Here is a 26,055-nt window from a genome sequence, read left to right on the forward strand (position 1 = left end):
ACAATCGGCTGTTTTTCGTTGAAGCAAGCGCGATCAAACGGATGATTTGATTGAGCGTTCAGAAATAACCAGGGACTTAATACATGCTCAATCGCCCCGTTGAGGTAACCAGGAAGCCTTTGCGCGGGCTGCTGTTCAAACTGTTTGCCGATAAGCTTCCTGCGCCGGCAGCGACCGCAACTGCGGTGGATCGCAAACCTTCGATTGATTACCGTGCGGATATCGATGGGCTGCGCGCAATCGCGGTGTTGTTGGTGCTGATTTTTCACGGCGGCCTGGCGTTCTTCCCGTCAGGGTTTATTGGCGTCGACATCTTCTTCGTGATCTCGGGTTATCTGACCACCGCAATCATCATGAAGTCGCTGAACAACGGCACGTTCACTTTCTCGGGGTTCTACACGCGTCGAATCTGGCGCTTGCAACCGGCCGTGATTGCGTTGCTGGTCGTAACGCTGATAGTCACCACGCTGCTGTATTTGCCCGATGACTATGTGGATTTTCTCAAAAGCGAAAAATACACGTCGCTGATCATCTCCAACCAGTACTTTTCCAAAGTCACCACGGGTTACGCCACGCCCGATGCGGCCAGTCTGCCGCTCTTGCACACCTGGTCGCTGGCCATCGAATGGCAGTGGTACCTGGCGCTGCCACTGGGCCTCTGGTTGCTCTACCGTTATCTGGCGAAAAGCCTTTTCAAAGCAGCGGTGCTCGGCTTGACCCTGGCGGCAATGGCGCTCGCCCTGTACCTGTCTTACACGGCTCCTGAAAAAAACTATTACTTCTTCACCGCGCGAATTTTCGAATTGATGATTGGCTCTTGTGCGGTCATCTTCAGCACGGACACGTTCAGGCTCAATCGCCTGAGCGCCACGCTGGTCTGCGCGCTTTCGCTGGCGACGATCATCTACTGCGCCACCCTGGAAGATATCCTGCCGGGCTTTCCGCGATATCACGCCATTGCCGTGTGCCTCGCAACGGCAGCCTTGCTGTTTCCGGGTGTTGGCAATGCAAGCATCACCTCGAAACTGCTGGCGTTCAAACCCCTGGTGTTTATCGGCACGCTCTCGTACTCCTTGTACTTGTGGCACTGGCCGATCCTGGCGGTGATGAGTTACATGGGCATCGCGCTCACCCCGCCGATGACGATCGTTTACTTCGTCTCCACGTTCGTCACGGCCTGGCTCTGCTATGTGTTGATCGAAAACCGCTTTCGAAAGGCCAGGCTCGGCTTTGCCAAAACCCTGGTCGTGCTAATGATCGTGCCGGCGATCGGCCTGTCGCTGCTCCACGCGGCCAGCGTCAGACAAGAAGGCTGGCCGAACCGCTTCAACCAAGGCTACAACGACGTGTTCAACGGTTTGAAAGCATCTGTTCCGGCCACTCGCGAGGGATGCCTGGGTGTCAGCGATGGCGCCGATCCTGGCTGCATATCGGGCGCCGCACAGGCTGCACCGCAAATACTGCTGATGGGCGATTCGTTTTCGAATCATTACTGGGGCTTTGTTGAAACATTGGCCAAGGATGCCAATCTTGCCGTGCTCACACAGGGCTATCCGGCGTGCCTGGCCTTGCCCGGGATCTACCTCTATGACGAGAGTAAATACACCAACGGGCTGTATCAAAAATGCCACAACGCCGCTCAACGCTATTACGACATGATCGCGAAGCGGCATTTCAAGTATGTGATCGTGGGTCAGTTCTGGGAGGCCTATCTCGACGATGACATCGTCACCAAACTCGATGACCCGCGCAGCCCGGAACTGTCAAGACAACGTCTCGGCACAGCGATCCGCAAGGCTCTGGATATCATTGTCGAATCCGGTGCTACTCCAGTCCTTCTCGAGAACACGCTGCCTATGCCTGAGGGGATCAACACCTGCCTGCTGCAACAGGTCAAGTTGCGCGGTTTGATGGGCAGTGTCGAGCAAAGCAACCTCTGCGCCACGGCGCCATGGTCAGGTGCCAAAGAGCCGGTACTGGAACAACTCTTCAATGATCTGAAGGCTGAATATCCCGACTTGATCGTCATTGACCCGAAAATCGTGCAGTGCAAAGACGCCGCCTGCATGACCACCGTCGACGGTTTGCCGGTCTATCGTGATATTGGTCACGTCACCGATTATGCCTCTTACAAGTTCGGCGAGATGTACCTCAAGCGCTTCGGTAATCCGTTGAAGGTTGCTCAGTGATGTTTTCCTGCCACTGACTACGCTTGTGGAGGAACGCCCGCAGGTTGCGATCTTTCGACTTTCAAAGGCGAGATCAAAGATCGCAGCCTGCGGCAGCTCATACAGGGGAATGTGTGTGAAGAATATTGAGCATTTGCCCAATATTCAGCACAAAAACCACGTATCCTTCGCGCCCCGTTTGACCATCAACCCCCGCGAGGACAGTTTGTCTAAAGGTATCGCTCTATCGGTTTCAGCCTCGGTGCTGTTTGCCGTCATGTATTACTACACCTCGTTGCTCACACCGTTGAGTGGCGTAGAGATTTTCGGCTGGCGGATGCTGCTGACCGTGCCGTGCATGACCGTGTTCATGCTGGTATCCGGGGAATGGCGGCGGGTGCTGGAGCTGGTTCGTGTGGTCGCGGCAAAGCCAAAACTGGTCGCCGGGTTGAGCGTCTCGGCTGCCCTGCTCGGTGTGCAACTGTGGCTGTTCATGTGGGCGCCGCTCAACGGCTACAGCCTCGACGTGTCGCTGGGCTACTTTCTGCTGCCGCTGGCGATGGTGCTGACCGGACGGATTGCCTACGGAGAAAGTCTGTCTTATTTGCAGAAAATTGCAGTGTTCTTCGCCAGTTTGGGCGTGCTCAATGAGCTATATCAGGTCGGCGGTTTTTCCTGGGCGACACTGGTGGTCGTGGTCGGCTATCCACTGTATTTCGTCCTGCGCAAATACCTGAAAACCGACCACCTCGGCGGATTGTGGGTGGATATGACGCTGATGCTGCCGGTCGCCTGGTGGTTTGTGCAGGGCGGCGAGCAAGGCTTGGGCGTGTTTGATCAATACCCGGGGCTGATGTGGCTGATCCCGCTGCTCGGCCTGATCAGTGCATCGGCGCTGGTGGTGTACATCATTGCCAGCCGATTGCTGCCGTTCAGTCTGTTTGGCCTGTTGAGTTATGTTGAGCCGGTGCTGTTGCTTGGCGTGGCGTTGTTGCTCGGTGAGAGCATCAAGTCCGGGGAATGGCTGACGTATATTCCGATCTGGCTGGCGGTTGTGGTGCTGATCTTCGAAGGCTTCAAACACCTGACGCGGCAACGCCGCCCTTAAAAGCAAAAGATCGCAGCCTTCGGCAGCTCCTACATTTGGAATGCATTTTCCCTGTAGGAGCTGCCGCAGGCTCGGGCCGCGATCTTTTGATCTTCAAAAAAATCCCGGCTCTGCATCGCTGCAGGCCGGGATTTTTCATTTCAGTGGCCGATTACTCGGTGGCAAGCACACCACGACGCACTTGATCGCGTTCGATCGACTCGAACAGAGCCTTGAAGTTACCTTCGCCGAAACCATCATCGCCTTTGCGCTGGATGAATTCGAAGAACACCGGGCCCATCAGGGTTTCCGAGAAAATCTGCAGCAGCAGACGCTTGTCGCCCTGCTCCGAGGCGCCGTCGAGCAGGATGCCACGCGATTGCAGTTGATCAACCGGCTCGCCATGGTTCGGCAGACGGCCTTCGAGCATTTCGTAGTAGGTGTCCGGCGGCGCGGTCATGAAGCGCATGCCGATCTTCTTCAACTGATCCCAGGTCTTGATCAGGTCGTCGGTGAGGAACGCGACGTGCTGGATGCCCTCGCCGTTGAACTGCATCAGGAACTCTTCGATCTGGCCCGCGCCTTTGGACGACTCTTCGTTCAGCGGGATGCGGATCATGCCGTCCGGTGCGGTCATCGCTTTCGAAGTCAGGCCGGTGTATTCGCCTTTGATGTCGAAGTAACGGATCTCGCGGAAGTTGAACAGCTTCTCGTAGAAGTTCGCCCAGTAGGCCATGCGACCGCGATACACGTTGTGGGTCAGGTGGTCGATGATTTTCAGGCCGGCACCGACCGGGTTGCGATCAACGCCTTCGATAAACACGAAGTCGATGTCGTAGATCGAGCTGCCTTCGCCGAAACGGTCGATCAGGTACAGCGGCGCGCCGCCAATGCCTTTGATCGCCGGCAGGTTCAGCTCCATCGGACCGGTTTCGATGTGGATCGGCTGAGCGCCGAGTTCCAGTGCGCGGTTGTAGGCTTTTTGCGAATCCTTGACGCGGAACGCCATGCCGCAAACGGAAGGACCGTGCTCGGCGGCGAAGTACGACGCAACGCTGTTGGGTTCGTTGTTGAGGATCAGATTGATCGCGCCCTGACGGTACAGGTGCACGTTCTTGGAGCGGTGGGTGGCGACTTTGGTGAAGCCCATGATCTCGAAGATCGGCTCCAGGGTGCCCGGCACCGGCGATGCCAGCTCGATGAATTCAAAGCCCATCAGGCCCATTGGGTTTTCGTATAAATCTGCCATGGTGGCACCTCATCATTTCTTATCAATTAACCAGGGTTATTTGTCAGTCATGTGAGGTCGGTGGGTGGCGCGCAGGAGATGCCACGCACACTGCGGGCGAGAAAGTCACCGTAGATCAGTTGAAACCCGAATATCTTCATTGTCGACCCAAGGCTCTTGCGGGCGAGGCTTCTGCTGCCAGAAGACGATTATTATTGTATGCGTAACCCGATTCTACACAGCGTAAATAGGCTTGTCTGCTCTCTCTATAAAATCCGCTTTCTGGCGCCCGGTGCAAGGGGTTTGTTACACAGGTAAATGCCCGTCAGGATCAGTGCGCCACCTCCATACATGGCCAATGTCAGGTGTTCGTCCAGCAACACTGCGCCGAAGACCACGGCCGTCAACGGGTTCAGCGCGATAAACACCCCGCTGCGCGTCGCGCCGATTTTGCGGATACCGTGGTAATAGCCGATGTAGGCCAGCGCCGAGCCGAGGACGCCGAGGTAGGTCAGGCTCAGCCATTGCGGCAGCCCCAGATCATCCAGCGCCTCCCAGCTCAGTTCGCCGCGCACAGCCGCCACAACCCACAACATGAGCGTGCCGATCAGGATCGAATACGTCACGGTCTGCACCGGCCCCAGCGTCTGATTCAATTCACGGGAAAACAACGAGTAAACACCCCATCCCAGCACACAGCCGAGGATCAACAGATCACCGATCCATGCGTCAGGCGTTGCAGCCAGTAATTGCGGATTACGGCTGACGATCACTAGACCAGCGCCAACAATACAGGTGGCGATTCCGGCGACCTTCACCCGCCTCAAGCGTTCTTTGAACAACCACCATGAGGCCAGACCGATCACCGCCGGGTTCAACGCGACGATCAACGAAGCCCGCGACGCGTTGATGTATTGCAGGCCGTAAAAGAAGCACAGGTTGTAGAAGAAGATCCCGAAGAATCCCAATAGCATCAGTTGCAGCCACTGCCTTGGGGTCGGCCGCGCCAAGGGGATCCGCGCCAGCCACAAAAAGCCCAGCAACGCCGCACTGGCCAGCAAGAAGCGCAGGCTGGCGGCGAACATTGGGCTCAGGCTGCCGGCCAGGAAACGTCCGGCGACAAAGGTCCCGCCCCAGATCATGGTGACCGCCGCCAGAGTCAGGTAAACGGCGATGTCGGATGAAGTTGTGTGTAGCTGCTCAACGTTGCGCATGACGCTCCAGCCCAAGGAAATTGAGGAATGCCGTATCATTCACCTCATTCCCCATCATCGTAAAATGAGCAAATACTCATGACCCTTACCCAACTGGAGATCTTCTCAGTGGTCGCCGAACTGCGCGGTTTCACCCTCGCGGCGCATCGGCTGGGGATTTCACAGTCGGCGGTATCCCATGCGATGAAAGCGCTGGAGCAAGAACTCGGCGTCGAGCTGCTGCGTCGGCACCAGTCGACAGTGGAACTCAGCGATATCGGCGAGCAACTGTTGCTGCGCGCCCGCGCGATGCTCGGTCTGGCCAACACCTTGCGTCAGGAAGCCGCCGATGCGCGCGGTATGAAAAGCGGCACCTTGCGCATCGGCTCGTTCGGACCAACATCGTCGATCAAACTGTTGCCCAATATTTTGCGGCGTTATCGAGAGGCGCATCCGGGCATCGAGGTGCACATCGATGAAGGACCCGATCGACAAGTGACCCAGTGGCTCGAAGAGCGGCGGATCGACATCGGTTTTGTGGTGCTGCCCCAAGATCGCTTCGACACGTTTGCGCTGATCGAAGACCAGATGGTTGCCCTGCTCCCTGTAGGTCATCCGCTGGCAGCGCGATCGGCATTGACTCTCAAGGACTTGTGCGACGACCCGTTCGTGCTCACCGAGGCGGGTTCTTCAGAACTGGTATCGCAGCTGTTCATGGCCGCGCGCTTGCAACCGAATATTCGCTATCGCTGCTCGCAACTGCTCAGCACCCTCGACACCGTCAGCCGTGGCGATGGCATCACGATTGTTGCCGAAGGCTCATTGCCGGAGGAAGCAACGTCTCACTACGTGAAAAAGCCGTTGTTGCCCGCCGTGCAGCGCCAGGTCGGACTTGCCGTCCTCGATCAGCGCCAGGCCTCTCCCGCCACCCTGGCCTTTATCGAAGTGGCGTCGCGGATGAATCTTTGATGAGCAGCGCAAGCGCCTTCTGCCATCTATCCTCCCTTCTGGCTGATGTGATTTTCAGCGGCGCGCCGTTATCCGGCCTGCATTCGAGAGCCCCACTCCACCGCGACAGGATGCGCCCATGCCGTTGACCGCCAGACCCCGCCGCAAACGCAGCGCCCGCATCGTCGTCACACTGCTCAGTGGCTTGCTTCCGGTGCTGCTGGGCAGCGTAATTCTCTACGTGCAGGCCGAACGCACGCTGGAACAAGGTTCACAACAGACTGCGGAAGAGGCGTTGCGCCAATTCGAATTGATGCTCGACAACACGGCCCAGGCAGCCCGTGAATTGCTGCCTCTGGCCGGCCAGACTTGTGAGAACGTCAAGCTCGCCCTGCGCGAGCAAGTGACCCGTCGCCCGTTCGTGCGCTCGACCAATCTGGTGTGGGACGACAACCTCTATTGCAGTTCGTTGTTTGGCGACTTCAAGGAAGCCGTCAACGCGGGCGACTACAACCAGGGCAAGTTGTGGCTGATGAATGGCAACCCGGTAACACCCAACACCGCTCTGTTGGTCTATCGGCTCAGCGAGGGTCGCGGCGGCGCACTGACGACACTCGACGGCTACCATCTAAGCAACATGTTGCGTCTGATCGGCCGGCACATGTTGCTGGTGCTGCAAGTGGGTGACAACTGGCTGTCGGCCGACGGCAAAGTACACACTGGCGCCCTGCCCGCGTTGCCGATAGCACAACACACACTCGATTCTTCGCGTTATGCGTTCAGCGTTTCTGCGGGATTTCCCGAGGGCGAAACCTGGCGCTACATGGCCGATGAATACCCGCCGCTGTTCAGTCTGCTGATCTTTTTTGGCGTGGTCTCGGGTGCCATCGGCCATGTCTTGCAGAAGCGCTCGACGTCTCCGAGCCACGAGATGCTTCGGGCGCTCGAGGCAGGCGAATTCATTCCTTACTTTCAGCCCGTAGTGCATGGCGACAGCAAGAAGTGGTCGGGGGCCGAAGTGCTGATGCGCTGGACTCACCCCAAAGAAGGACTGGTGCGCCCGGACCTGTTTATTCCATTCGCCGAGCATTCGGGGTTGATCGTGCCGATGACCCGCGCCTTGATGCAACAAACCGCTGCGCTGCTGGGACCGCTGTCATCAACGTTCACCCCGCCCTTTCATATCGGCATCAATATCACCGCGAGCCATTGCAAGGATCTGGAACTGGTGGAGGACTGCCGGGCGTTTCTCGCCGCGTTCGTGCCCGACAGCATCAGCCTGGTGCTGGAGTTGACCGAGCGCGAATTGATCGAGCCGACCGACATCACCCGGCAACTGTTCGAGCAACTGCATGCACTGGGCGTGAAGATCGCGATTGACGACTTCGGTACCGGTCATTCAAGCCTCGGCTACTTGCGCAAATTCAATGTGGATTTCCTCAAGATCGATCAGAGTTTCGTCGCCATGATCGGCGTCGATGCGCTGTCCCGACACATTCTCGATACCATTATCGAACTGTCGGCCAAGCTTGATCTGGGTATTGTTGCCGAAGGTGTCGAAACTCAGGCGCAAGCCGATTATCTGACTGCACATCACGTCAACTTTCTGCAAGGCTACCTGTTCGGCAAACCGATGCCGGCCGCGGAGTTCATCAGCGCATTAACTCACCATTAACTAAGCCGGATTAAGACGAGCGTCCCGATCAGGCGCACCAAATTGATACAAAAGACCGCTGTTGTTACATGAAGACAACATCAGGATTTACTCTTGGCGCATTAACTACTACAATTTTTTCAACCTGAGCAAGATTGGCAGGTGAGCCATTTATCACCGAGTCGCTTCAAGGCTCTTGGCTTATTAGCTTTGTTTGCGGTTGGTATCAGCCAAACACACTATTGGAGTAAAGATATTGTCCAGACTCGCTGAATTTCGTGCAGCTGAAAAGGCCCTTCAGGAACAGCTCAAGCAGCTGGAATCGCTGAAGAACGATGCCGGGCTCAAGAAAGAAATCGAATTCGAAGAAAAGCTCCAGGGGCTGATGAAAACCTACGGCAAAGGCCTGAAAGACATCATCGCCATCCTCGATCCGAACCCGGCAAAATCCGGTCTGCAGACCTCTGCAGCGCCTAAAACCCGCCGCGCTCGCGTGGTCAAGGTTTATCACAACCCGCACACCGGTGAACTGATTGAAACCAAGGGCGGCAACCACCGCGGCCTGAAAGCCTGGAAGGAACAATACGGTGCTGCCACCGTTGACTCCTGGTTGCGCGGTTAATCCCCTGCCAACAAAAAAGCCCTGCATCATGCAGGGCTTTTTTATTGACAATATCTAACAAATGAAATGAATTTCATCGAAGAAGTTTCGAGTTTTCTGTAACGTTGCTGAGCCAGACGCCAAACATTTTGCTGCGCGATGTTACGATCGTGACCCACGTTAAACTTTGTACTTAATCCCTTCGGGTATCTAACCTTCGGCGTGAAGAGTACAGCGGCTTAAAGTTTCAAGCTGTTTCTCGCCGCCACTATCTCGTCTGCGCTCGCCTTATAAACCTCAGCTTGCCCGGCGTAGGAAAGAACATAAGCCTTGTCCGCCTCTACCGCCGCTACCAGGGTTTGCGACAACACATGCCGACCGTTTTCGGTGATCGTGCAAGTGGTTTCCAGCGCCGACAAAGAACCCAGCGTCGCCGCATGCACTTTGTTGCAGACGCTTTGGTAGCCGCCCTGGAAGAAGTCTTTCTGTATCGACTTGCGCATTTCCAGCAGCACGCCCTGCAAATTGACCTGGTGGCCCTTCTCAACCTGAGTCATGGTCAATTCCATCACCATCACCTGATTGCCATTGGCATCATTCTTCACCGCTCGCTGACGGGAAACCTGTGCCGTCACCGGAGGCAGCGCCTCGACTTCCCAGCCGGCCGGCCAGGTGATGCTCGGTTCGTCCGCCGACGCGCACACCGCCACCAGCGACAAAAAAGAAAAAACAAACAGGGATTTGAACAGTCGGATCATTGCCGGGCGCACTCACAGATTGAGCGGTAAAGTCTGAGGCTCGCCCGCACGCAGGGCAAGCCTGCCCTTTCATTTGGCGATGCCGACAGGCATGCGTATCATTGCGCCCATTCACTCGCCCATAGTTATTGGAGGGCCCATGAGCCTGCACGAACTCAACACTTTCCCCGGCGTCACTGCCACCCCAGACAGCGCAACCCGCAACTTCGTCTTCAACCACACCATGTTGCGCGTCAAAGACATCACCCAATCCCTGGACTTCTACACTCGCGTGCTGGGTTTCTCGCTGGTTGAGAAGCGCGACTTCCCGGAAGCCGAGTTCAGCCTGTACTTCCTCGCGCTGGTCGACAAGGCACAGATCCCGGCTGACGCAGCGGCTCGCACCGAGTGGATGAAGTCGATTCCAGGCATTCTGGAACTGACTCACAACCACGGCACTGAGAACGACGCCGATTTCGCTTATCACAACGGCAATACCGACCCACGTGGTTTTGGCCATATCTGCATTTCGGTGCCGGATATTGTCTCGGCCTGTGCGCGTTTTGAAGAACTGGGCTGCGACTTCCAGAAGCGTCTGAGCGATGGCCGCATGAAAAGCCTGGCGTTCATCAAGGATCCGGATGGTTACTGGGTCGAGATTATTCAGCCTGCGCCGCTGTAAAAGCAAAAGCCCCTCACCCTAGCCCTCTCCCTGGGGGAGAGGGAACTGATTGGGGGATATTGCAGAGTTACACCGACTTGAACGATTGGCGTTGAATCCATAATCGATTAGGTCTTACAAATCGACGCACCACTTCTCGGCCGGCTCCCTCTCCCACAGGGAGAGGGGCTGATTGGGGGATATTGCGCAGGTTCACCGACTTTAACGGCTGGCGCTGTATCCATAATCGACTGGCGCTTTCAGGTCGATGGAAAACGCCAGACACCTCGGTCGGCCCCCTCTCCTTCGGGAGAGGGCTGGGGTGAGGGGCAGCTTTTCACGCGCAATAAAAAACCCATGATCGCTCATGGGTTTTTTCATTTCTGGCCCGGCAGTTACGCAGGAGCCGACGTGCGGATCAAATGATCAAAAGCGCTCAGCGAAGCCTTGGCGCCCTCGCCCACTGCAATCACGATCTGCTTGTACGGCACAGTGGTCACGTCACCCGCTGCAAAGATGCCTGGAATCGACGTTTCACCGCGGTTATCGACAATGATCTCGCCACGCGGCGACAGCTCGATGGTGCCCTTCAGCCAGTCGGTGTTCGGCAACAAACCAATCTGCACGAAGATCCCTTCCAGCTCGACAGTGCGCAGCTCGTCAGTGTTGCGATCCTTGTAGCGCAGACCGCTGACCTTCTCGCCATTGCCGGTGACTTCAGTGGTTTGCGCACTGGTGATCACGGTGACGTTCGGCAGGCTGTGCAGCTTGCGTTGCAATACGGCGTCAGCACGCAGTTGTACGTCGAACTCCAGCAGCGTTACGTGCGACACGATCCCGGCCAGGTCGATGGCCGCTTCGACGCCGGAGTTACCGCCACCGATCACTGCCACGCGCTTGCCCTTGAACAATGGGCCGTCGCAGTGCGGGCAGTACGCCACGCCTTTGTTGCGATACTCCTGCTCGCCCGGCACGTTCATTTCACGCCAGCGCGCACCGGTCGCCAGAATCACACTCTTGGCTTTGAGGGTTGCGCCGCTGGCGAAGCGGACTTCATGCAGCTCGCCGTTTTTGCCCGGGATCAGCTTGTCGGCGCGTTGCAGGTTCATGATGTCGACGTCGTACTGCTTGACGTGTTCTTCGAGTGCTGTGGCCAGTTTCGGCCCTTCGGTTTCCTGTACGGAAATGAAATTCTCGATGGCCATGGTGTCGAGCACCTGACCGCCGAAACGCTCAGCCGCAACGCCGGTGCGGATGCCTTTACGTGCAGCGTAAATCGCTGCCGAAGCACCGGCCGGGCCACCGCCGACAACCAACACGTCGAAGGCCTCTTTAGCGCTGATCTTCTCGGCCTGACGCTCGATGGCGCCGGTGTCCAGTTTGGCGAGAATCTCTTCCAGGCCCATGCGGCCCTGGCCGAAGTTTTCACCGTTCAAGTAGATGCTAGGTACAGCCATGATCTTGCGATCGTTGACTTCGTCCTGGAACAACGCGCCGTCGATGGCGACGTGGCGGATGTTCGGATTGAGCACGGCCATCAGGTTCAGCGCTTGAACGACGTCCGGGCAGTTCTGGCAGGACAGCGAGAAGTAAGTCTCGAAGCTGAACTGGCCTTTGAGCGAGCGGATCTGCTCGATCACTTCAACACTGGCTTTCGATGGGTGGCCGCCGACTTGCAGCAAGGCCAGCACCAGCGAAGTGAACTCGTGGCCCATCGGGATGCCGGCGAAACGCAGACTGATGTCAGCGCCCGGGCGGTTGATCGAGAACGATGGCTTGCGTGCATCGGCACCGCTGTCGATCAAGGTAATTTGGCTCGAAAGACTGGCAACGTCTTTCAGCAGTTCCAGCATTTCACGGGATTTCGCACCGTCGTCGAGGGAGGCAACGATCTCGATCGGCTGGGTGACCCGTTCCAGGTACGATTTCAACTGGGCTTTAAGATTGGCGTCCAACATACGGGCGATTTCCTTTATTTGAGGCGAAAAAAAGCCCGAGCGAATCTCGCCCGGGCATTTTTATGGGGCGGTGCAGCTAACTTAAGTAGGTGCGGAGATCCGCCCCGAGTTGCGTGTCACAGACTTAGATCTTGCCGACCAGGTCCAGGGACGGTGCCAGAGTGGCCTCGCCTTCTTTCCACTTGGCTGGGCAAACTTCGCCTGGGTGAGCAGCAACGTACTGAGCGGCCTTGATCTTGCGCAGCAGCTCGGAAGCGTCACGGCCAACGCCGCCATCGTTCAGTTCAACGATTTTGATCTGGCCTTCAGGGTTGATCACGAAAGTGCCACGGTCAGCCAGACCAACTTCTTCGATCAGCACGTCGAAGTTGCGGGAGATGGCGTGGGTCGGGTCGCCGATCATGGTGTATTCGATTTTGCCGATGGCTGGCGAAGTGTTGTGCCAGGCAGCGTGAGCAAAGTGGGTGTCGGTGGAAACGCTGTAGATCTCTACGCCGAGTTTCTGGAAGGCAGCGTAGTTGTCAGCCAGGTCTTCCAGCTCGGTTGGGCAAACGAAGGTGAAGTCGGCTGGGTAGAAGAACACGACCGACCACTTGCCTTTCAGGTCAGCGTCCGAGACTTGAACGAAGTCGCCGTTTTTGAATGCGGTAGCTTTGAACGGTTTTACTTGGCTGTTGATGATAGGCATTGATGACTCTCCGTCAGGGGTTATGAAGTTGATGGGTGAATCCTACCCACTCACTCGACGGATGGCTCATTGGCAAACCTGATGCTGCTGATTTGTTTTCGCTATTAGCTGACTGTATTAATAGAAGAAAACGATCTCTACGACGAAGCCGGTTTATCCGTAATCCGAGCCATTCCCTGGAATGGGCTGGCTTCAACATAGCGCATCGCGGACTTCATATCCTTCCAGCCGACGTAGCTCATCAACGACTTCAGATCCCAGCCACTTTGGTGTGCCCATGTGGCAAAGCCTCGGCGCAGCGAGTGGCTGGTGTAGTTTTCGGCGGCAATGCCCGCACGCTGCAACGCCTGGCGCAGCAGAGGGATGATGCTGTTGGCGTGCAAGCCCTCCTCGTTCAGATTGCCCCAGCGGTCGATGCTACGAAAAACCGGGCCACGCACCAGCGCCGCCTCAGTGATCCAATCGATGTAGGCCTGCACCGGACACAACTTGAGCAGCGCCGGCGCTTGATAGGTCTGGCCGAGGTTTTCCCGATCACCCTTGCTGCGTGGCAAATACAAGGTAATGCCTTTGCCGGCGTGCGCCTGTACATGCTCGATTTGCAAGCGACACAACTCATCGCTGCGGAAGCCGCGCCAGAATCCCAGCAGGATCAAGGCGCGATCACGGTAAGCCTTGAGCAGTAACGGGCGATCCTGTTGCTCTTTCGCGGTTTGCACCTCCTGCTCAAGCCAATCGATGACGCGCTGCAGATCCTGCAACTGCAACGGCTCGGCCTGTTTCTCCTGCGCCGGGTGCAGAGCACGAATGCCTTTGAAGACCTTGCGCACCACTGGCGCCTTGGTCGGATCGGCAAACCCTTGACTGTTGTGCCACTGCGCCAGCGCCGACAGACGCAGTTTCAGCGTATTGATCGACAGCTCTTCGGCGTGCGCTACCAGATACCGCGCGACGCTGTCGGCCGTGGCCGGCAAGAACCCGCCCCACTTCACTTCGAAATGCTCGATGGCCGCGCGGTAGCTACGGCGGGTGTTGTCGCGGGTGGCCGCTTGCAGATAGCGATCCAGATCGCTCATGGGCTGTTTTCTCGCTGGCGTACTGATATGGGGATGCAGATGCGCATTTTGCCGCCTGACACTGGGTAATACCAGTATATCCCGCGTCTTGATTATCAAAGTTTTATGTTTATTTTTGAGATGGTACACTGCGTACTTAAGTGGCATGTACCACAGTACGTAACCGTAGGAGTTCACATGGCCCGTGGCGGCATTACCAAAGCACTGGTGCAAATCGCGCGCACAGCGATCCTCGCCCGTGGCGAACACCCGAGCATCGATGCAGTACGCATCGAAATGGGCAACACCGGCTCGAAAACCACGATCCATCGTTATTTGAAAGAGCTGGATGACGGTGCGCAGCCGGTTGAAGCCTCGGCGGAGCCCATCGATGACGAGTTGACCGCCCTCGTCTCTCGTCTCGCCCAGCGCCTCAAAGAACAGGCGCAAGAGCCCATCGAGCAGGCCCGTGAGCAGTTCGAGGAACAGCGCGAAGCACTGGAGTCGGAGCTGAAACAAACGCGCCAGGCGCTGGAAAAGCTCGAACACGACCACGACATTCAAGGCGCCGCACTGGAGCGCGAATCCGAAGCGCTGAACAACACGCGGTCAATGCTGCAAACCGAGCAAACCCGCAATGCCGGGCTGAATCAGGCATTGGCGGATTTTGAATTGCGCTTGCAGGACAAGGACGAGCAGATCCGCTCGCTGGAAGAAAAACACCTGCATGCCCGTGACGCGCTGGAGCACTACCGCAACGCCAGCAAAGAGCAGCGCGAGCAGGAACAGAGCCGCCACGAAGCGCAGGTGCAGCAGATTCAGGCCGAGCTGCGTCAGGCGCAGCAAAGTGCATTGGTCCGCCAGGACGAGATCACCCAACTGCACCGCGACAACGAACGCCTGCTCACGGAAAACCGTGGCACCCAGCGCGAACTGAGTTTGTTGCAGGATCAGCTCAAGCAGAGCAATCAGCGTCAGGATCAACTGCTCGAACAAGCGACGCGCGTCGACAGTGAGCGCACCCTCCTCCAGGAACGCTTGCGCGTAGCCACCCTGGAAAGCCAGACACTCAAACAGAGCGTCGAGGAGCAGACGCTGCTCAACCAGTCACTGGAAAAGGAATTGAACAAGGCCCAGGCAAGCCTGGAAGAAATCCAGCGTCTGGCGCCCACCGTTGCGGCAGCGCCAGACTCAGCCAAACCGAAAGACGCTTAAGCGCCGACCGGTGTACGCATGGTGACGAACTCTTCGGCGGCCGTCGGGTGTACCCCGATCGTGTCGTCGAAGTCACGCTTGGTTGCGCCAGCCTTCAACGCTATCGCCAAACCCTGAACGATCTCGCCAGCGTCCGGGCCGACCATGTGGCAGCCGAGGACTTTGTCGGTCTCGCCGTCGACCACCAGCTTCATCAGCGTCTTCTCCTGGCACTCGGTCAGGGTCAGCTTCATCGGTCGGAAACGGCTCTCGAAGATCACCACATCATGACCCGCGTCGCGCGCTTCTTCCTCGGTCAAACCGACCGTGCCGATGTTCGGCAGGCTGAACACCGCCGTCGGGATCATCTTGTAATCCACCGGACGGTATTGCTCAGGTTTGAACAGACGACGCGCCACGGCCATGCCTTCAGCCAATGCCACTGGCGTCAGTTGCACACGACCAATGACATCGCCCAGCGCCAGAATCGATGGCTCGCTGGTCTGATACTGCTCATCGACTTTGATGAAGCCTTTGTCATTGAGCTGCACATCGGTGTTTTCCAGGCCCAGATTGTCCAGCATCGGACGCCGGCCAGTGGCGTAGAACACGCAATCCGCTTCCAGCACACGACCATCCTTGAGGGTCGCTTTCAAGCTGCCATCGGCCTGCTTGTCGATACGCGCGATGTCAGCATTGAACTGCAGATCCAGACCACGTTTGGTCAACTCTTCCTGCAAATGCTTGCGCACCGAACCATCGAAGCCGCGCAGGAACAGATCACCGCGATACAGCAGCGTGGTATTTGCACCGAGGCCGTGGAAAATCCCGGCGAATTCGACCGCGATATAACCGCCGCCCACCACCAGCACACGCTTTGGCAGCTCTTTGAGGAAGAACGCTTCATTGGAACCAATTGCGTGTTCGCGCCCCGGAATTTCCGGAATCTGCGGCCAGCCACCGGTGGCAATCAGGATGTTTTTCGCGGTGTAGCGCTCACCATTCACTTCAACCTCATGCGGGCCAACGATCTTCGCGTGCGCTTCATGCAGGGTCACGCCGCTGTTGACCAGCAGGTTGCGATAGATGCCGTTGAGGCGATTGATCTCGCGATCCTTGTTGGCGATCAGCGTCGCCCAATCGAAATTCGCCTCACCCAGGCTCCAGCCGAAACCGGACGCCTGCTCAAAGTCTTCGGCGAAATGCGCGCCGTACACCAGCAGCTTTTTCGGCACACAGCCGACATTGACGCAGGTCCCGCCCAGATAACGGCTCTCCGCCACCGCCACTTTCGCACCGAAACCGGCCGCAAAACGCGCAGCGCGCACACCGCCGGAACCGGCACCAATCACATAAAGGTCAAAATCGTAGGCCATTTCTATCTCCTCGGCAGGGGATCAGCATACCTGCAGACGCCCATTGGGCAAGCACTGCCAGTCATATGGGGGCGCAAAATGAAAAAACCCGCCGAAGCGGGTTTTTCTTACAGACCAATCAAGCGCTCTTAGTAAGCCTTGCCAGTCTTGTAGAAGTTCTCGAAGCAGAAGTTGGTCGCTTCGATGTAGCCTTCAGCGCCACCGCAGTCGAAACGCTTGCCTTTGAACTTGTAGGCCATGACGCAGCCGTTCTGGGCTTGTTTCATCAGGGCGTCGGTGATCTGGATTTCGCCGCCCTTGCCTGGCTCGGTCTGTTCGATCAGGTCGAAGATGTCCGGGGTCAGGATGTAACGACCGATGATTGCCAGGTTCGACGGCGCGTCTTCCGGCTTTGGCTTCTCGACCATGCTGTGCACGCGGTAGATGTCGTCGCGAATCATCTCGCCAGCGATAACGCCGTATTTGCTGGTTTCCTGCGGATCGACTTCCTGGATGGCGATGATCGAGCAGCGGAACTGCTTGTACAGCTTGACCATCTGGGTCAGTACGCCGTCGCCTTCGAGGTTGACGCACAGGTCATCCGCCAGAACCACGGCGAACGGTTCGTCGCCGATCAGCGGGCGGCCGGTCAGGATCGCGTGACCCAGGCCTTTCATTTCAGTCTGACGGGTGTAGGAGAACGAGCACTCGTCGAGCAGTTTGCGGATACCGACCAGGTATTTCTCTTTGTCGGTGCCTTTGATCTGGTTTTCCAGCTCGTAGCTGATGTCGAAGTGGTCTTCCAGAGCACGCTTGCCACGACCGGTGACGATGGAGATTTCCGTCAGGCCGGCATCCAGAGCTTCTTCAACGCCGTACTGGATCAGTGGCTTGTTTACCACCGGCAGCATTTCTTTAGGCATGGCTTTAGTCGCTGGCAGGAAGCGAGTACCGTAACCGGCTGCTGGGAACAAGCATTTCTTGATCATATAAGTCCTTGAAAGGGCTGTGTGTACGAGTTTCGGCGCAGTCTAATCAGGCGGCGTGCACCTTACAATGCCCCGCACTGGCTAACCGATGCCAACATAGAGAAATATTCTCGCCGATAGTTCCATCGGCATCCTGACGCAGCCAGATCAGCGTAGCTCATAGCTGTCGACAATCCGGATTACCATACGCTCATCGCCCCCCAATGCCAGCATTTGGCGGTATCATGGCGCCTTTGAACCAGCGAACGAGACAGATAGATGGCCGCGGTAAAAATCATCAACGGGTATGTGATCGACAAGAAAGACGGCAAGTGGACGCTGACCACCACCAATGGCGAACACATCGCCGGGCCTTTCGACAGCGAACAAATGGCCACCGATGTGGCTTCCGTATTCACGGACACTCCGGCATCGGCCAAGCGCCGCGGCAAAGATCAGGACTGATCAGTCCCGACACGCCTCAGCCCTGCCCTTGTGCAGGGCTTTTTTGTGCCCGCTGACAAACAAGTGGCCAAACGCTATAACCTTTTCACACCGGCGCTGTCAGAGCGTCTAGTCCCCCTTGCTGAAGACCCCGAACATGACTTTGAAAAAATGGCTGCCCCTGATAGCGGTATTGGCACTGGCCGGCTGCGCGACCTCCCAACCCACGTACCTGAACAACGGTGAACAGGGCCTGTCGATCGATTGCTCCGGCGAAGCCAACTCCTGGGCGACCTGCTATGAAAAAGCCGATGCGTCCTGTGCAGGCACCGGTTATCGCATCGTGGGCACTGACGGTACGCCTCAGCCCAAGGAAAGCGACAAAACGCTGGGAGTCGATGTCGGCAACTACAAGAACCGCAACGTTGTCGTGGTCTGCAAATAGACCTTACATATGAATTTCGGCGAATTTGATCCCGAGTCCGCGTACGACTTCGATCAGATCGTCGAGACGGTTGAACGACTCGACTTCGTCGTTTTCGTCGACCAGAAAATAACTGCGTCCGGCGCTCTTCTTGAAAAACACGATCCACTCCCCCGGATTCGCCGGGTTCTGGATGACATGGGTGGCAGAGATCAGGCCCTCTACGTGGCGCTCCCGTACTTGCTCTCGCTTCATCGCGACTCCAGAAATGAAAATGCCGTCACAGCATGACTGCGACGGCATCGTTGCTGATGACAATCAGTCTATCAGCCGGAAATACACGCATTGGCGGCGTTTCGCACATCACGCGGACGTACTGGCACATTCGACATGCGCTCATGCAACTTGATGCTGCTGCCGCCGGAGCGATCTTCGATATCAAATACCGCTGCCGCGCCGGTGGAAAATTTACCCGGGACGATCACCCGAACCCCGTCCTTGTGCGGCTGCATTTGCAGCGCACCGCGGCTGTCCGCCAGCTTCTCGGCCAGGCATTGGGCATATTCATGGGGTTTCTTGCCGGAGATTACGCTCACGGTCGGCAGCGTTTCATTGATTTCGGAAACACTCGCACAACCACCCACAGCCAGAATCAACGGTAGACACACCACACCCCACTTCATACAAAACCTCCGTTAAAGACCGTCCGACAGCACAAATGCCGTTTTTCTCCGGGGCCTTCTGCATTTAACCCGCATCCGATTGCGAATATCTGTTCAAAATTGTCAAACCAACGCCCGACGGCCAGATAATAACCCGTGCGGGCTGATAAACTGCGCGCAATTACAAGCTATCGTTTTGATTTTGTAGAAAAAGCCCTTCTGGAGGCGCCCATGAAATTCATTCACCAGCGCGAACACCTCAACGAAGACGACATCGTCGTCATCCAATGCTCGCAAATGTGCAACATCCGTCTGATGAACGACGCCAACTTCCGCAGCTTCAAAAACGGCGGCCGTCACACCTATCACGGCGGCGCCTTCGACACCTTTCCGGCCCGTATCACCGCGCCGAGCACCGGTTTCTGGAACATCACCATCGACACCGTCAACCGCCGTGCGATCAGCGTGACCCGCAAGCCGACGCTGACTCACTCGATCAAGATCATCCGCCGCTCCAGCACCAAACTCAGCTGAGACAAGCCGTCCAACCAGAAAGGAATGCATGACCGTGGCCCAAACGACCAAATACGTCATCAAATACAAACTCAACGGTGAACGCCGCTTTGAGTTCGCGCAGCTGGAAAACGGCACTGCCGAAGAAGCCAAGGCTGCTTTGGATGCCCTTCACGGCCAGAGCGACGACGTGATCAGCGAGATCGCCGTCAGCAAAGCGCTGTAAGCATCGACAGGAATTCGACCGCAAGCGGCGGAGTGTTCTGCCGCGAGGCCCTGCCTAGACTGATTTTCTTCGACCAAGCGTCAAGGAGTCAGCATGTCGATGTCACCCTCTCGTCTGGATTCACTCGACTGGGCAAGCCTTGAGCGGCAACTGGATCAGGACGGCTACGCGATCGTCCGTTCGCTGCTGCTGGCTAAAACCTGCGATCAATTGAGTGCGCTGTATCAGCAGACCGAACCGTTTCGTTCGCAGGTCATCATGGCCCGCCACGGTTTCGGTCGTGGCGAGTACAAATATTTTCGTTATCCCCTGCCGACACCCGTAGAACGCTTTCGCGGCGCGCTGTACCCGCGCCTGGTTGCCTTGGCCAATCGCTGGTACGAACGCATGAACCTGCCCGAGCGTTTTCCGCCGAGCCATGCCGAATTTCTTCAGCGCTGCCATGCCACCGGTCAATTACGCCCTACCCCGCTTCTTTTGCAGTACGGCGCGCAGGACTACAACTGCCTGCATCAGGACCTGTACGGCGAATCGGTGTTTCCGCTGCAAGTGGCGATACTTCTGTCAGAACCCGGGCAAGACTTCAGTGGGGGCGAATTCGTTCTCACCGAGCAGCGCCCGCGCATGCAGTCTCGCCCGCACGTACTCGATCTGACGAAAGGTGATGCGGTGATCTTTGCCGTGAACCAGCGCCCGGTCAAAGGCGTGCGCGGTGATTATCGGGTAACGATGCGCCACGGCGTCAGTCGCCTGCACAGTGGAAAAAGGCATACCCTAGGCATCATCTTTCACGACGCCACCTGACCTACATGCAACCGAACACTTTCGATCTGTTCGCCGATCATGAACCCGAGCAACGCCCCCGCGCCGAGCAGATTGGCGAGCAATCGTGGCTGCTGCATGGTTTTGCCCTGCCGCTGATCGAGCAGATCCTGCCGGCGTTGGATACGATTCTTGCCGCAGCGCCGTTGCGCCACATGGTCACGCCGGGTGGATTCAGCATGTCGGTGGGCACTAGCAGTTGCGGCGCTTTGGGCTGGATCACTGATCGCTATGGCTATCGTTATTCAGGCGTCGATCCGCTCAGTCATTTGCCATGGCCGCCAATGCCGGAAGTATTCGCGGCACTGGCGCACTCGGCAGCCGCGCAAGCCGGATTCGCTGACTTCAACGCCGATTCCTGCCTGATCAACCGCTATGTCCCCGGCGCCAAGATGTCATTGCACCAGGATAAAGACGAAAAGGCCTACATTGCACCGATCGTTTCGCTGTCACTGGGGTTGCCGGCAATGTTCCTCTTCGGCGGTTTCAATCGCAGCGACAAGAGTCAGCGCATTGCCTTGCTGCATGGCGACATGGTGGTCTGGGGTGGCGTTGATCGCTTGCGTTTTCACGGTGTACTGCCGATCAAGCAAGGCCGGCATCCGCGCCTGGGGGAACAGCGGATCAATCTGACCTTTCGCGTGGCCGGATAGTCTGCAAAAAATTTGACCGCAAGGCCCGGAGTGTCGCGCCTTGCGACGCTGGTTAACCTGAATCAAACAGGTCAACGGACAAACCCTCATGAAAACGCTTTCGACTCCTTTCACGATTGAAACAGACCCACGCTGGGCCGCTGTGGTTGCGCGAGATTCACGGGCGGACGGGCAATTTGTCTACGCAGTTAAAACCACCGGCATCTACTGCCGCCCGAGCAGCCTTGCGCGCTTGCCGAAACCGCAGAACGTCGAGTTTTTCGATACCGCTGAACAGGCCGAGGCTGCCGGCTATCGGCCGAGCAAAAGAACCAGCAAGGATCAAAGTGATGTCGCCGCGCAGCATGCCGCGACCGTCGCCATTGCCTGCCGCCAAATCGAATCCGCCGAGACGTTGCCGGCGCTCAACGAACTGGCGCAAACCGCTGGCCTGAGTCCGTTTCACTTCCATCGTGTCTTCAAGGCCGCGACGGGGTTGACGCCCAAGGGCTACGCAACGGCGCATCGCTCGCGCAAAGTCCGTGAGCGCCTGGCAGACGGCGGCTCGGTAACCGATGCGTTGTATGACGCCGGATTCAATTCCAATAGCCGTTTCTATGAATCAGCAGATCATTTGTTGGGGATGAAACCCGGCGACTATCGCGCGGCCGGGAGGAACAACGACATTCGCTTCGCCGTCGGCCAATGCTCGCTAGGAGCGATTCTGGTGGCGCAAAGCGAGCGCGGTGTGTGTGCGATTCTGCTGGGTGACGATCCGCATCAATTGGTGTGCGATCTGCAGGACCAGTTTCGCAAGGCCAACCTGATTGGCGCCGATAGCGGTTTCGAGCAATTGATCGCCAGAGTCGTGGGATTTATCGAAGCGCCGGCGATTGGCCTGGACCTGCCACTGGACGTGCGAGGCACGGCGTTTCAGGAACGCGTGTGGCAGGCGCTGCGGGAAATTCCGTTGGGCCAGACGGCCAGCTACGCCGAGATTGCCCAGCGCATTGGCGCACCGACATCCATGCGCGCGGTAGCCCAGGCCTGCGGGGCCAACCGTTTGGCGGTGGCGATCCCTTGCCACCGCGTGGTGCGCAGCGATGGCAATCTTTCGGGCTATCGCTGGGGCGTCGAGCGCAAACGTCAATTGCTTGAGCGCGAGACACAGGCTTGACGGATGCCGAGGTCGATCGCGACTGACATTGTCAGCGATTAACGTCCACTACAACCCGCCCGCGAAGCTGTCCGGCAAGTAACTTCGGCGCCGCATCAATCGCCTCGTTCAGGCCGATTTCATGGCTGATCAATGCCAGCAAGGAGAAATCCAGATCCCTGGCCAGACGCTCCCACGCTTCGAGGCGGCGCGCCTTGGGCTGGGTCACGCTGTTGATGCCGGCCAGTGTCACACCACGCAAAATGAACGGAGCAACCGACGCCGGGAAATCCATGCCCTGCGCCAGACCACAGGCGGCGACGGTGCCTTCGGAGCGAGTGCTGGCGCAGGCATTCGCCAGCGTATGACTGCCTACCGAATCGATCACCGCTGCCCAGCGCTCTTTGGCCAGTGGCTTGCCGGGCGCTGACAAGGTCGCGCGGTCGATGATTTCAGCGGCGCCCAACTGCTTCAGATATTCATGCTCGGAAACACGGCCGGTGGATGCGACGACGCGGTAGCCGAGCTTGCTCAGCAAAGCGATGGCGAAACTGCCAACGCCACCGTTGGCCCCCGTGACCAACACCTCACCCTGATCGGGCGTCACGCCATTACGTTCGAGTGCCAGAATGCACAGCATCGCCGTATACCCGGCCGTACCGACGGCCATGGCTTGCGCTGCGGTGAAGGCTTTGGGCAATGGAATCAGCCAGTCGCCATTGAGCCGCGCCTTCTGCGCCAGACCACCCCAGTGATTTTCGCCGACACCCCAGCCATTGAGCACCACCTGATCACCCACCTTATAGTCGGGGTGGGAACTGGCTTCTACGCTGCCCGCCAGGTCGATCCCCGGCACCATCGGAAACTTGCGTACCACCGGACTGCTGCCGGTAATCGCCAGCCCATCCTTGAAGTTCAGCGTGCTGTACGCAACAGCGACGGTGACATCGCCTTCGGGCAACTGATCTTCGTTGACTTGCTGCAGGCTGGCGCGATAACCGCTGTCGTCTTTGTCGATCACAATGGCGTTGAACATGACTGCCTCGTATGACTGTTTTCAGAATGTCGTGCCTTGAAATACCACATTGCAACACGCTGCCACATACGACTTTGTGCCAATCGGCGAATCCGCCGGGTATTTCCAACACGGACGACTATGCTTTTTCGACGGTCGTGGTTTCACCGTTATTCCTTCAGAAATCGGCCTGTCGATGGAGCTGACAATGCCTTACCCGCGCTCGTTTCTCATGATGTTGATGCTGTGCCTGCTGACGTTCGGCAGTGCCTGGGCGGCACCGGCCGCTGAGACCCCGAGCGAGCCGACCTGGCCGCAAGTCATCAGCAGCGGCAAAGCGAAGCTGACGGTCTATCAGCCGCAACTCGACAGTTGGGACGGCTACACCCTCAATGCTCGTGCGGCGGTTGAAGCCACCAACGCCGATGGCAAATCAACCTACGGCATTGTGCAGTTCAGCGCGCATACGCTGGTCGACAAGGCCACGCGCTGGGTCGCGCTGGATCAGTACAAAATCATCAAAGCCGATTTCCCGGCCGATGCCAGTCAAGCCGACACTTGGATCGCAGCCCTGCAGAAGGACGCCGACAACCGCAAGAAAACCATTTCGCTGGATCAACTGGAAGCGGCTGTCGGCGTTCTGTCAGCCGAGCAGAAAGCTGACAGCGCGCCGCTGGAAAACACGCCGCCGACCATCATCAGTTCTGACGTACCCGCCCTACTCGTCTATATCGATGGCGATGCGGCCTACCGATCGGTGGACGGCACGGCGCTGCAGCGGGTGATCAATACTCGCCCGCTGTTGTTGAAAGACACGCAGGGCAAACATTATCTGCACGTCTTTGATGGCTGGATGGTCGCGGACCAGATCAATGGCGCGTATACCCGCCTGGCCACACCGTTTGCCGAACTGGAAAAAGCCAAACAGGCCGCCATTCAGAGCCGGCAAGTCGATCTGCTGACCGGACAAAGCGACCCGAAAGACAAAATCCCCAGCCTGGCCAGGTCACCACAACCAAAGATTTTTGTCGCGACCACGCCCACTGAATTACTGGTCACTGACGGCGCAGCGCAATGGACGCCCATTCAGGGCACCGGTTTGCTGTATGTCAGCAATACCACCGGGCACATCTTCAAGGAGATCGGTGACCAGAACAGCTATGTGCTGATCTCCGGGCGCTGGTTTCGCGCCACCGATATGAATGGCCCGTGGACGTTTACCCCGGCAGACAAGCTGCCGGCAGATTTCGCCAACATTCCCGATGACAGCCCGAAGGAAAACGTCAAAGCTTCGGTCGCCGGCACGCCGCAAGCCAAAGAGGCCGCCATTGCTGCGACTATTCCACAGACGTCGGCGATCAAAAAAAGCGCGGTGAAAATGACCGCGCCACAGTTCGATGGCGAGCCGCAACTCAAAGCCATCAACACCACGACGCTGCAATATGTGGTCAACAGCGCTACGCCCATTATCCGAGTCGACAACGACAGCTGGTACGCCGTGGAAAACGGTATCTGGTTCACCGCTACCGGTGTGAACGGCCCGTGGGTTGTCGCCAGTTCCGTGCCAGCGGTGATCTATTCGATCCCGCCGAGCTCGCCCATGCATTACCTCACGTACGTCAAGGTCTACGAGTCCAGCGGCGATACCGTGGTGGTCGGCTACACGCCGGGTTATCAGGGTTCAAATCTTGATCCGAACACGGGCGTCGTGGTGTATGGCACCGGTTATCCCTACACGCCCTGGGTGGGCAGCGTCTGGTATGGCCCGCCGGTGACTTACGGTTTCGGCGTCGCCATCCGCTATACACCGTGGACGGGCTGGACTTTCGGTTTCGGTTTTGGCTGGAGCTGGGGCGGCAGCACCGTGGCGATGGGTTGGGGCTGGGGCGCGTACCCGTGGTGGGGCAATTACGGCTGGGGTTATGCCTGGGGGCCGCACCTGTACCCGGCGCCACTGGCCTGGGGTGGCGCCGCTTACGGCTATCGCGGTGGCGCGGTGGCCTGGGGACCTGGCGGCTGGGCCGGCACTACCGGCAACCTCTATCATCAGTGGGGTGACCGGGCCACGGTCAGCCGCTATGGCGCGGGCTACAACGCCTGGACCGGCAATCGCTGGGCCGGCCAGGTCGGTGCTTCCTACAACTCACGCACGGGCGTCGCGGCTGCCGGTCAACGCGGTGCCGTGCACAACGTCTACACCGGCAATTACGCAGCCGGACGCAGCGGCGTGGCAGTCGGACCGAACGGTGGTGCCATTGCCGGCGAACGGGTCACCGCCGGCAATGCGCGTAACGGCACGCAGGTCACCGCCAATCGTGGCGCCGTGTACAACCCCAACACCGGCAACACCACTCAATATGGCGGGATTCGCGGGCGCAATGGCGGCGCTGCACGCGTGGGCGACAACGTTTACGCAGGACGCGACGGCAACGTCTACAAGAAGACCGACAACGGCTGGCAATCGATGGTCGGGGGCGCGACTCGCACTGCCCCGGTCAATAACAATGCGCAATTGCAGAACCTCAACCGTGACTCCGCTGCGCGCAACTTCGGCAACCAGCGCACCAACAACTTTCACAACTCTTCGCAATTCATGAATCACTCGTTTGGCGGCGGTGGAGGCGGCGGATTTCATCGACGCTGAAAAACTGCACGGGTTGTTCTGA

General features: G+C 57.8%; 26 protein-coding genes. 15 read left to right on the top strand and 11 right to left on the bottom strand.

The annotated features are described in order from the left end of the window. Positions 1-83: 83 nt before the first annotated feature. Entirely contained in the window at positions 84-2,189 is a 2,106-nt protein-coding gene (locus tag CKW38_RS17005; protein ID WP_095113337.1) for an acyltransferase family protein, read from the top strand. A 205-nt stretch (positions 2,190-2,394) separates the two neighbouring features. Continuing rightward, positions 2,395-3,276, top strand: coding sequence for an EamA family transporter RarD (rarD, locus tag CKW38_RS17010; protein WP_042704993.1), 882 nt, complete (start codon positions 2,395-2,397; stop codon positions 3,274-3,276). A gap of 151 nt (positions 3,277-3,427) precedes the next feature. Here the strand turns inward: rarD and hppD are convergent, their stop codons facing one another. Both hppD and CKW38_RS17020 read right to left on the bottom strand, forming a co-directional pair. Further along, complete coding sequence (hppD, locus tag CKW38_RS17015; protein ID WP_007912211.1) at positions 3,428-4,504, bottom strand: 4-hydroxyphenylpyruvate dioxygenase; 1,077 nt, start codon at positions 4,502-4,504, stop codon at positions 3,428-3,430. Positions 4,505-4,749: 245 nt separating this feature from the next. Continuing rightward, the gene (locus tag CKW38_RS17020) at positions 4,750-5,697 is read right to left on the bottom strand and encodes a DMT family transporter (protein ID WP_095113338.1); all 948 of its coding nucleotides are present in this window, start codon (positions 5,695-5,697) and stop codon (positions 4,750-4,752) included. A 78-nt stretch (positions 5,698-5,775) separates the two neighbouring features. On the opposite strand from CKW38_RS17020, the gene CKW38_RS17025 reads away from it, so the two are divergent. The 3 genes from CKW38_RS17025 to CKW38_RS17035 all read left to right on the top strand — a co-directional run bounded on the left by CKW38_RS17025 (position 5,776) and on the right by CKW38_RS17035 (position 8,900). Then, on the top strand, positions 5,776-6,645 hold the full coding sequence (locus CKW38_RS17025) for a LysR family transcriptional regulator (protein ID WP_095113339.1): 870 nt from the start codon (positions 5,776-5,778) through the stop codon (positions 6,643-6,645). Positions 6,646-6,763: 118 nt separating this feature from the next. After that, a complete protein-coding gene (locus tag CKW38_RS17030) occupies positions 6,764-8,299 on the top strand; it encodes a cyclic diguanylate phosphodiesterase (RefSeq protein WP_095113340.1) in 1,536 nt (511 codons plus the stop codon). A 235-nt stretch (positions 8,300-8,534) separates the two neighbouring features. Beyond that, a complete protein-coding gene (locus tag CKW38_RS17035; RefSeq protein ID WP_007912217.1) occupies positions 8,535-8,900 on the top strand; it encodes a histone-like nucleoid-structuring protein, MvaT/MvaU family in 366 nt (121 codons plus the stop codon). Positions 8,901-9,118: 218 nt separating this feature from the next. Here the strand turns inward: CKW38_RS17035 and CKW38_RS17040 are convergent, their stop codons facing one another. Then, complete coding sequence (locus CKW38_RS17040) at positions 9,119-9,637, bottom strand: DUF4946 domain-containing protein (protein ID WP_007912218.1); 519 nt, start codon at positions 9,635-9,637, stop codon at positions 9,119-9,121. A gap of 139 nt (positions 9,638-9,776) precedes the next feature. Between CKW38_RS17040 and gloA the strand changes: the two genes are divergently transcribed. Next, on the top strand, positions 9,777-10,298 hold the full coding sequence (gloA, locus tag CKW38_RS17045; protein WP_007912219.1) for a lactoylglutathione lyase: 522 nt from the start codon (positions 9,777-9,779) through the stop codon (positions 10,296-10,298). A 374-nt stretch (positions 10,299-10,672) separates the two neighbouring features. On the opposite strand, the gene ahpF is transcribed toward gloA, so the two are convergent. The 3 genes from ahpF to CKW38_RS17060 form a co-directional block, all read right to left on the bottom strand. Beyond that, positions 10,673-12,235 carry an alkyl hydroperoxide reductase subunit F gene (ahpF, locus tag CKW38_RS17050; RefSeq protein ID WP_095113341.1) on the bottom strand — a complete coding sequence of 521 codons (1,563 nt, stop codon included), beginning with the start codon at positions 12,233-12,235 and terminating at the stop codon, positions 10,673-10,675. 124 nt (positions 12,236-12,359) lie between these two features. After that, entirely contained in the window at positions 12,360-12,923 is a 564-nt protein-coding gene (gene ahpC, locus CKW38_RS17055) for an alkyl hydroperoxide reductase subunit C (RefSeq protein WP_007912224.1), read from the bottom strand. Between the two features lie 137 nt (positions 12,924-13,060). After that, a complete protein-coding gene (locus CKW38_RS17060) occupies positions 13,061-13,999 on the bottom strand; it encodes a site-specific integrase (protein ID WP_095113342.1) in 939 nt (312 codons plus the stop codon). 177 nt (positions 14,000-14,176) lie between these two features. On the opposite strand from CKW38_RS17060, the gene CKW38_RS17065 reads away from it, so the two are divergent. After that, positions 14,177-15,193, top strand: a complete 1,017-nt coding sequence (locus CKW38_RS17065) for a DNA-binding protein (RefSeq protein ID WP_095113343.1) — start codon at positions 14,177-14,179, stop codon at positions 15,191-15,193. Here the strand turns inward: CKW38_RS17065 and gorA are convergent. Together gorA and galU are read right to left on the bottom strand one after the other, a co-directional pair. Continuing rightward, positions 15,190-16,548, bottom strand: a complete 1,359-nt coding sequence (gene gorA, locus CKW38_RS17070) for a glutathione-disulfide reductase (protein ID WP_095113344.1) — start codon at positions 16,546-16,548, stop codon at positions 15,190-15,192. The two genes, CKW38_RS17065 and gorA, sit on opposite strands and share 4 nt — an antisense overlap. A 128-nt stretch (positions 16,549-16,676) precedes the next feature. After that, positions 16,677-17,516, bottom strand: coding sequence for a UTP--glucose-1-phosphate uridylyltransferase GalU (galU, locus tag CKW38_RS17075; protein WP_007912230.1), 840 nt, complete (start codon positions 17,514-17,516; stop codon positions 16,677-16,679). Between the two features lie 258 nt (positions 17,517-17,774). On the opposite strand from galU, the gene CKW38_RS17080 reads away from it, so the two are divergent. Continuing rightward, positions 17,775-17,960, top strand: a complete 186-nt coding sequence (locus CKW38_RS17080; protein WP_007912238.1) for a hypothetical protein — start codon at positions 17,775-17,777, stop codon at positions 17,958-17,960. 136 nt (positions 17,961-18,096) lie between these two features. Then, on the top strand, positions 18,097-18,384 hold the full coding sequence (locus CKW38_RS17085) for a lipoprotein (RefSeq protein WP_042704992.1): 288 nt from the start codon (positions 18,097-18,099) through the stop codon (positions 18,382-18,384). 3 nt (positions 18,385-18,387) lie between these two features. Here the strand turns inward: CKW38_RS17085 and CKW38_RS17090 are convergent, their stop codons facing one another. Then, positions 18,388-18,618 (bottom strand): hypothetical protein, encoded by a 231-nt coding sequence (locus CKW38_RS17090; RefSeq protein ID WP_007912247.1) that lies wholly within the window; start codon positions 18,616-18,618, stop codon positions 18,388-18,390. Between the two features lie 71 nt (positions 18,619-18,689). Beyond that, positions 18,690-19,046 carry a hypothetical protein gene (locus tag CKW38_RS17095; protein ID WP_007912249.1) on the bottom strand — a complete coding sequence of 119 codons (357 nt, stop codon included), beginning with the start codon at positions 19,044-19,046 and terminating at the stop codon, positions 18,690-18,692. Positions 19,047-19,256: 210 nt separating this feature from the next. On the opposite strand from CKW38_RS17095, the gene CKW38_RS17100 reads away from it, so the two are divergent. The 5 genes from CKW38_RS17100 to ada all read left to right on the top strand — a co-directional run bounded on the left by CKW38_RS17100 (position 19,257) and on the right by ada (position 22,395). Beyond that, positions 19,257-19,559: a DUF1883 domain-containing protein gene (locus CKW38_RS17100; RefSeq protein WP_007912251.1), complete on the top strand. Its 303-nt coding sequence runs from the start codon at positions 19,257-19,259 to the stop codon at positions 19,557-19,559. A 28-nt stretch (positions 19,560-19,587) separates the two neighbouring features. Beyond that, entirely contained in the window at positions 19,588-19,764 is a 177-nt protein-coding gene (locus CKW38_RS30210) for a hypothetical protein (protein WP_007912252.1), read from the top strand. Positions 19,765-19,857: 93 nt separating this feature from the next. Further along, positions 19,858-20,568, top strand: coding sequence for a 2OG-Fe(II) oxygenase (locus CKW38_RS17110; RefSeq protein WP_095113345.1), 711 nt, complete (start codon positions 19,858-19,860; stop codon positions 20,566-20,568). 5 nt (positions 20,569-20,573) lie between these two features. Beyond that, on the top strand, positions 20,574-21,239 hold the full coding sequence (gene alkB / locus CKW38_RS17115; protein WP_095113346.1) for a DNA oxidative demethylase AlkB: 666 nt from the start codon (positions 20,574-20,576) through the stop codon (positions 21,237-21,239). 88 nt (positions 21,240-21,327) lie between these two features. Next, positions 21,328-22,395 (top strand): bifunctional DNA-binding transcriptional regulator/O6-methylguanine-DNA methyltransferase Ada, encoded by a 1,068-nt coding sequence (ada, locus tag CKW38_RS17120; protein WP_095113347.1) that lies wholly within the window; start codon positions 21,328-21,330, stop codon positions 22,393-22,395. Between the two features lie 31 nt (positions 22,396-22,426). Here the strand turns inward: ada and CKW38_RS17125 are convergent, their stop codons facing one another. Then, entirely contained in the window at positions 22,427-23,410 is a 984-nt protein-coding gene (locus CKW38_RS17125) for an MDR family oxidoreductase (RefSeq protein WP_095113348.1), read from the bottom strand. 187 nt (positions 23,411-23,597) lie between these two features. Between CKW38_RS17125 and CKW38_RS17130 the strand changes: the two genes are divergently transcribed. Further along, positions 23,598-26,033: an autotransporter gene (locus CKW38_RS17130; RefSeq protein WP_095113349.1), complete on the top strand. Its 2,436-nt coding sequence runs from the start codon at positions 23,598-23,600 to the stop codon at positions 26,031-26,033. Positions 26,034-26,055: the final 22 nt, after the last annotated feature.

Origin of the sequence: Pseudomonas sp. Irchel 3H7 (assembly GCF_900187605.1) — a bacterium.
Taxonomy (GTDB): Bacteria; Pseudomonadota; Gammaproteobacteria; order Pseudomonadales; family Pseudomonadaceae; genus Aquipseudomonas.

What these genes read in the sequence shown, in the direction of transcription:
- CKW38_RS17005 (WP_095113337.1), top strand. Translation starts at nt 84, where the DNA reads ATGCTCAATCGCCCCGTTGAGGTAACCAGGAAGCCTTTGCGCGGGCTG.
- hppD (WP_007912211.1), bottom strand. Translation starts at nt 4,504, where the DNA reads ATGGCAGATTTATACGAAAACCCAATGGGCCTGATGGGCTTTGAATTC.
- CKW38_RS17020 (WP_095113338.1), bottom strand. Translation starts at nt 5,697, where the DNA reads ATGCGCAACGTTGAGCAGCTACACACAACTTCATCCGACATCGCCGTT.
- CKW38_RS17025 (WP_095113339.1), top strand. Translation starts at nt 5,776, where the DNA reads ATGACCCTTACCCAACTGGAGATCTTCTCAGTGGTCGCCGAACTGCGC.
- CKW38_RS17030 (WP_095113340.1), top strand. Translation starts at nt 6,764, where the DNA reads ATGCCGTTGACCGCCAGACCCCGCCGCAAACGCAGCGCCCGCATCGTC.
- CKW38_RS17040 (WP_007912218.1), bottom strand. Translation starts at nt 9,637, where the DNA reads ATGATCCGACTGTTCAAATCCCTGTTTGTTTTTTCTTTTTTGTCGCTG.
- gloA (WP_007912219.1), top strand. Translation starts at nt 9,777, where the DNA reads ATGAGCCTGCACGAACTCAACACTTTCCCCGGCGTCACTGCCACCCCA.
- ahpF (WP_095113341.1), bottom strand. Translation starts at nt 12,235, where the DNA reads ATGTTGGACGCCAATCTTAAAGCCCAGTTGAAATCGTACCTGGAACGG.
- ahpC (WP_007912224.1), bottom strand. Translation starts at nt 12,923, where the DNA reads ATGCCTATCATCAACAGCCAAGTAAAACCGTTCAAAGCTACCGCATTC.
- CKW38_RS17060 (WP_095113342.1), bottom strand. Translation starts at nt 13,999, where the DNA reads ATGAGCGATCTGGATCGCTATCTGCAAGCGGCCACCCGCGACAACACC.
- CKW38_RS17065 (WP_095113343.1), top strand. Translation starts at nt 14,177, where the DNA reads ATGGCCCGTGGCGGCATTACCAAAGCACTGGTGCAAATCGCGCGCACA.
- gorA (WP_095113344.1), bottom strand. Translation starts at nt 16,548, where the DNA reads ATGGCCTACGATTTTGACCTTTATGTGATTGGTGCCGGTTCCGGCGGT.
- galU (WP_007912230.1), bottom strand. Translation starts at nt 17,516, where the DNA reads ATGATCAAGAAATGCTTGTTCCCAGCAGCCGGTTACGGTACTCGCTTC.
- CKW38_RS17080 (WP_007912238.1), top strand. Translation starts at nt 17,775, where the DNA reads ATGGCCGCGGTAAAAATCATCAACGGGTATGTGATCGACAAGAAAGAC.
- CKW38_RS17085 (WP_042704992.1), top strand. Translation starts at nt 18,097, where the DNA reads ATGACTTTGAAAAAATGGCTGCCCCTGATAGCGGTATTGGCACTGGCC.
- CKW38_RS17090 (WP_007912247.1), bottom strand. Translation starts at nt 18,618, where the DNA reads ATGAAGCGAGAGCAAGTACGGGAGCGCCACGTAGAGGGCCTGATCTCT.
- CKW38_RS17095 (WP_007912249.1), bottom strand. Translation starts at nt 19,046, where the DNA reads ATGAAGTGGGGTGTGGTGTGTCTACCGTTGATTCTGGCTGTGGGTGGT.
- CKW38_RS17100 (WP_007912251.1), top strand. Translation starts at nt 19,257, where the DNA reads ATGAAATTCATTCACCAGCGCGAACACCTCAACGAAGACGACATCGTC.
- CKW38_RS30210 (WP_007912252.1), top strand. Translation starts at nt 19,588, where the DNA reads ATGACCGTGGCCCAAACGACCAAATACGTCATCAAATACAAACTCAAC.
- CKW38_RS17110 (WP_095113345.1), top strand. Translation starts at nt 19,858, where the DNA reads ATGTCGATGTCACCCTCTCGTCTGGATTCACTCGACTGGGCAAGCCTT.
- alkB (WP_095113346.1), top strand. Translation starts at nt 20,574, where the DNA reads ATGCAACCGAACACTTTCGATCTGTTCGCCGATCATGAACCCGAGCAA.
- ada (WP_095113347.1), top strand. Translation starts at nt 21,328, where the DNA reads ATGAAAACGCTTTCGACTCCTTTCACGATTGAAACAGACCCACGCTGG.
- CKW38_RS17125 (WP_095113348.1), bottom strand. Translation starts at nt 23,410, where the DNA reads ATGTTCAACGCCATTGTGATCGACAAAGACGACAGCGGTTATCGCGCC.
- CKW38_RS17130 (WP_095113349.1), top strand. Translation starts at nt 23,598, where the DNA reads ATGCCTTACCCGCGCTCGTTTCTCATGATGTTGATGCTGTGCCTGCTG.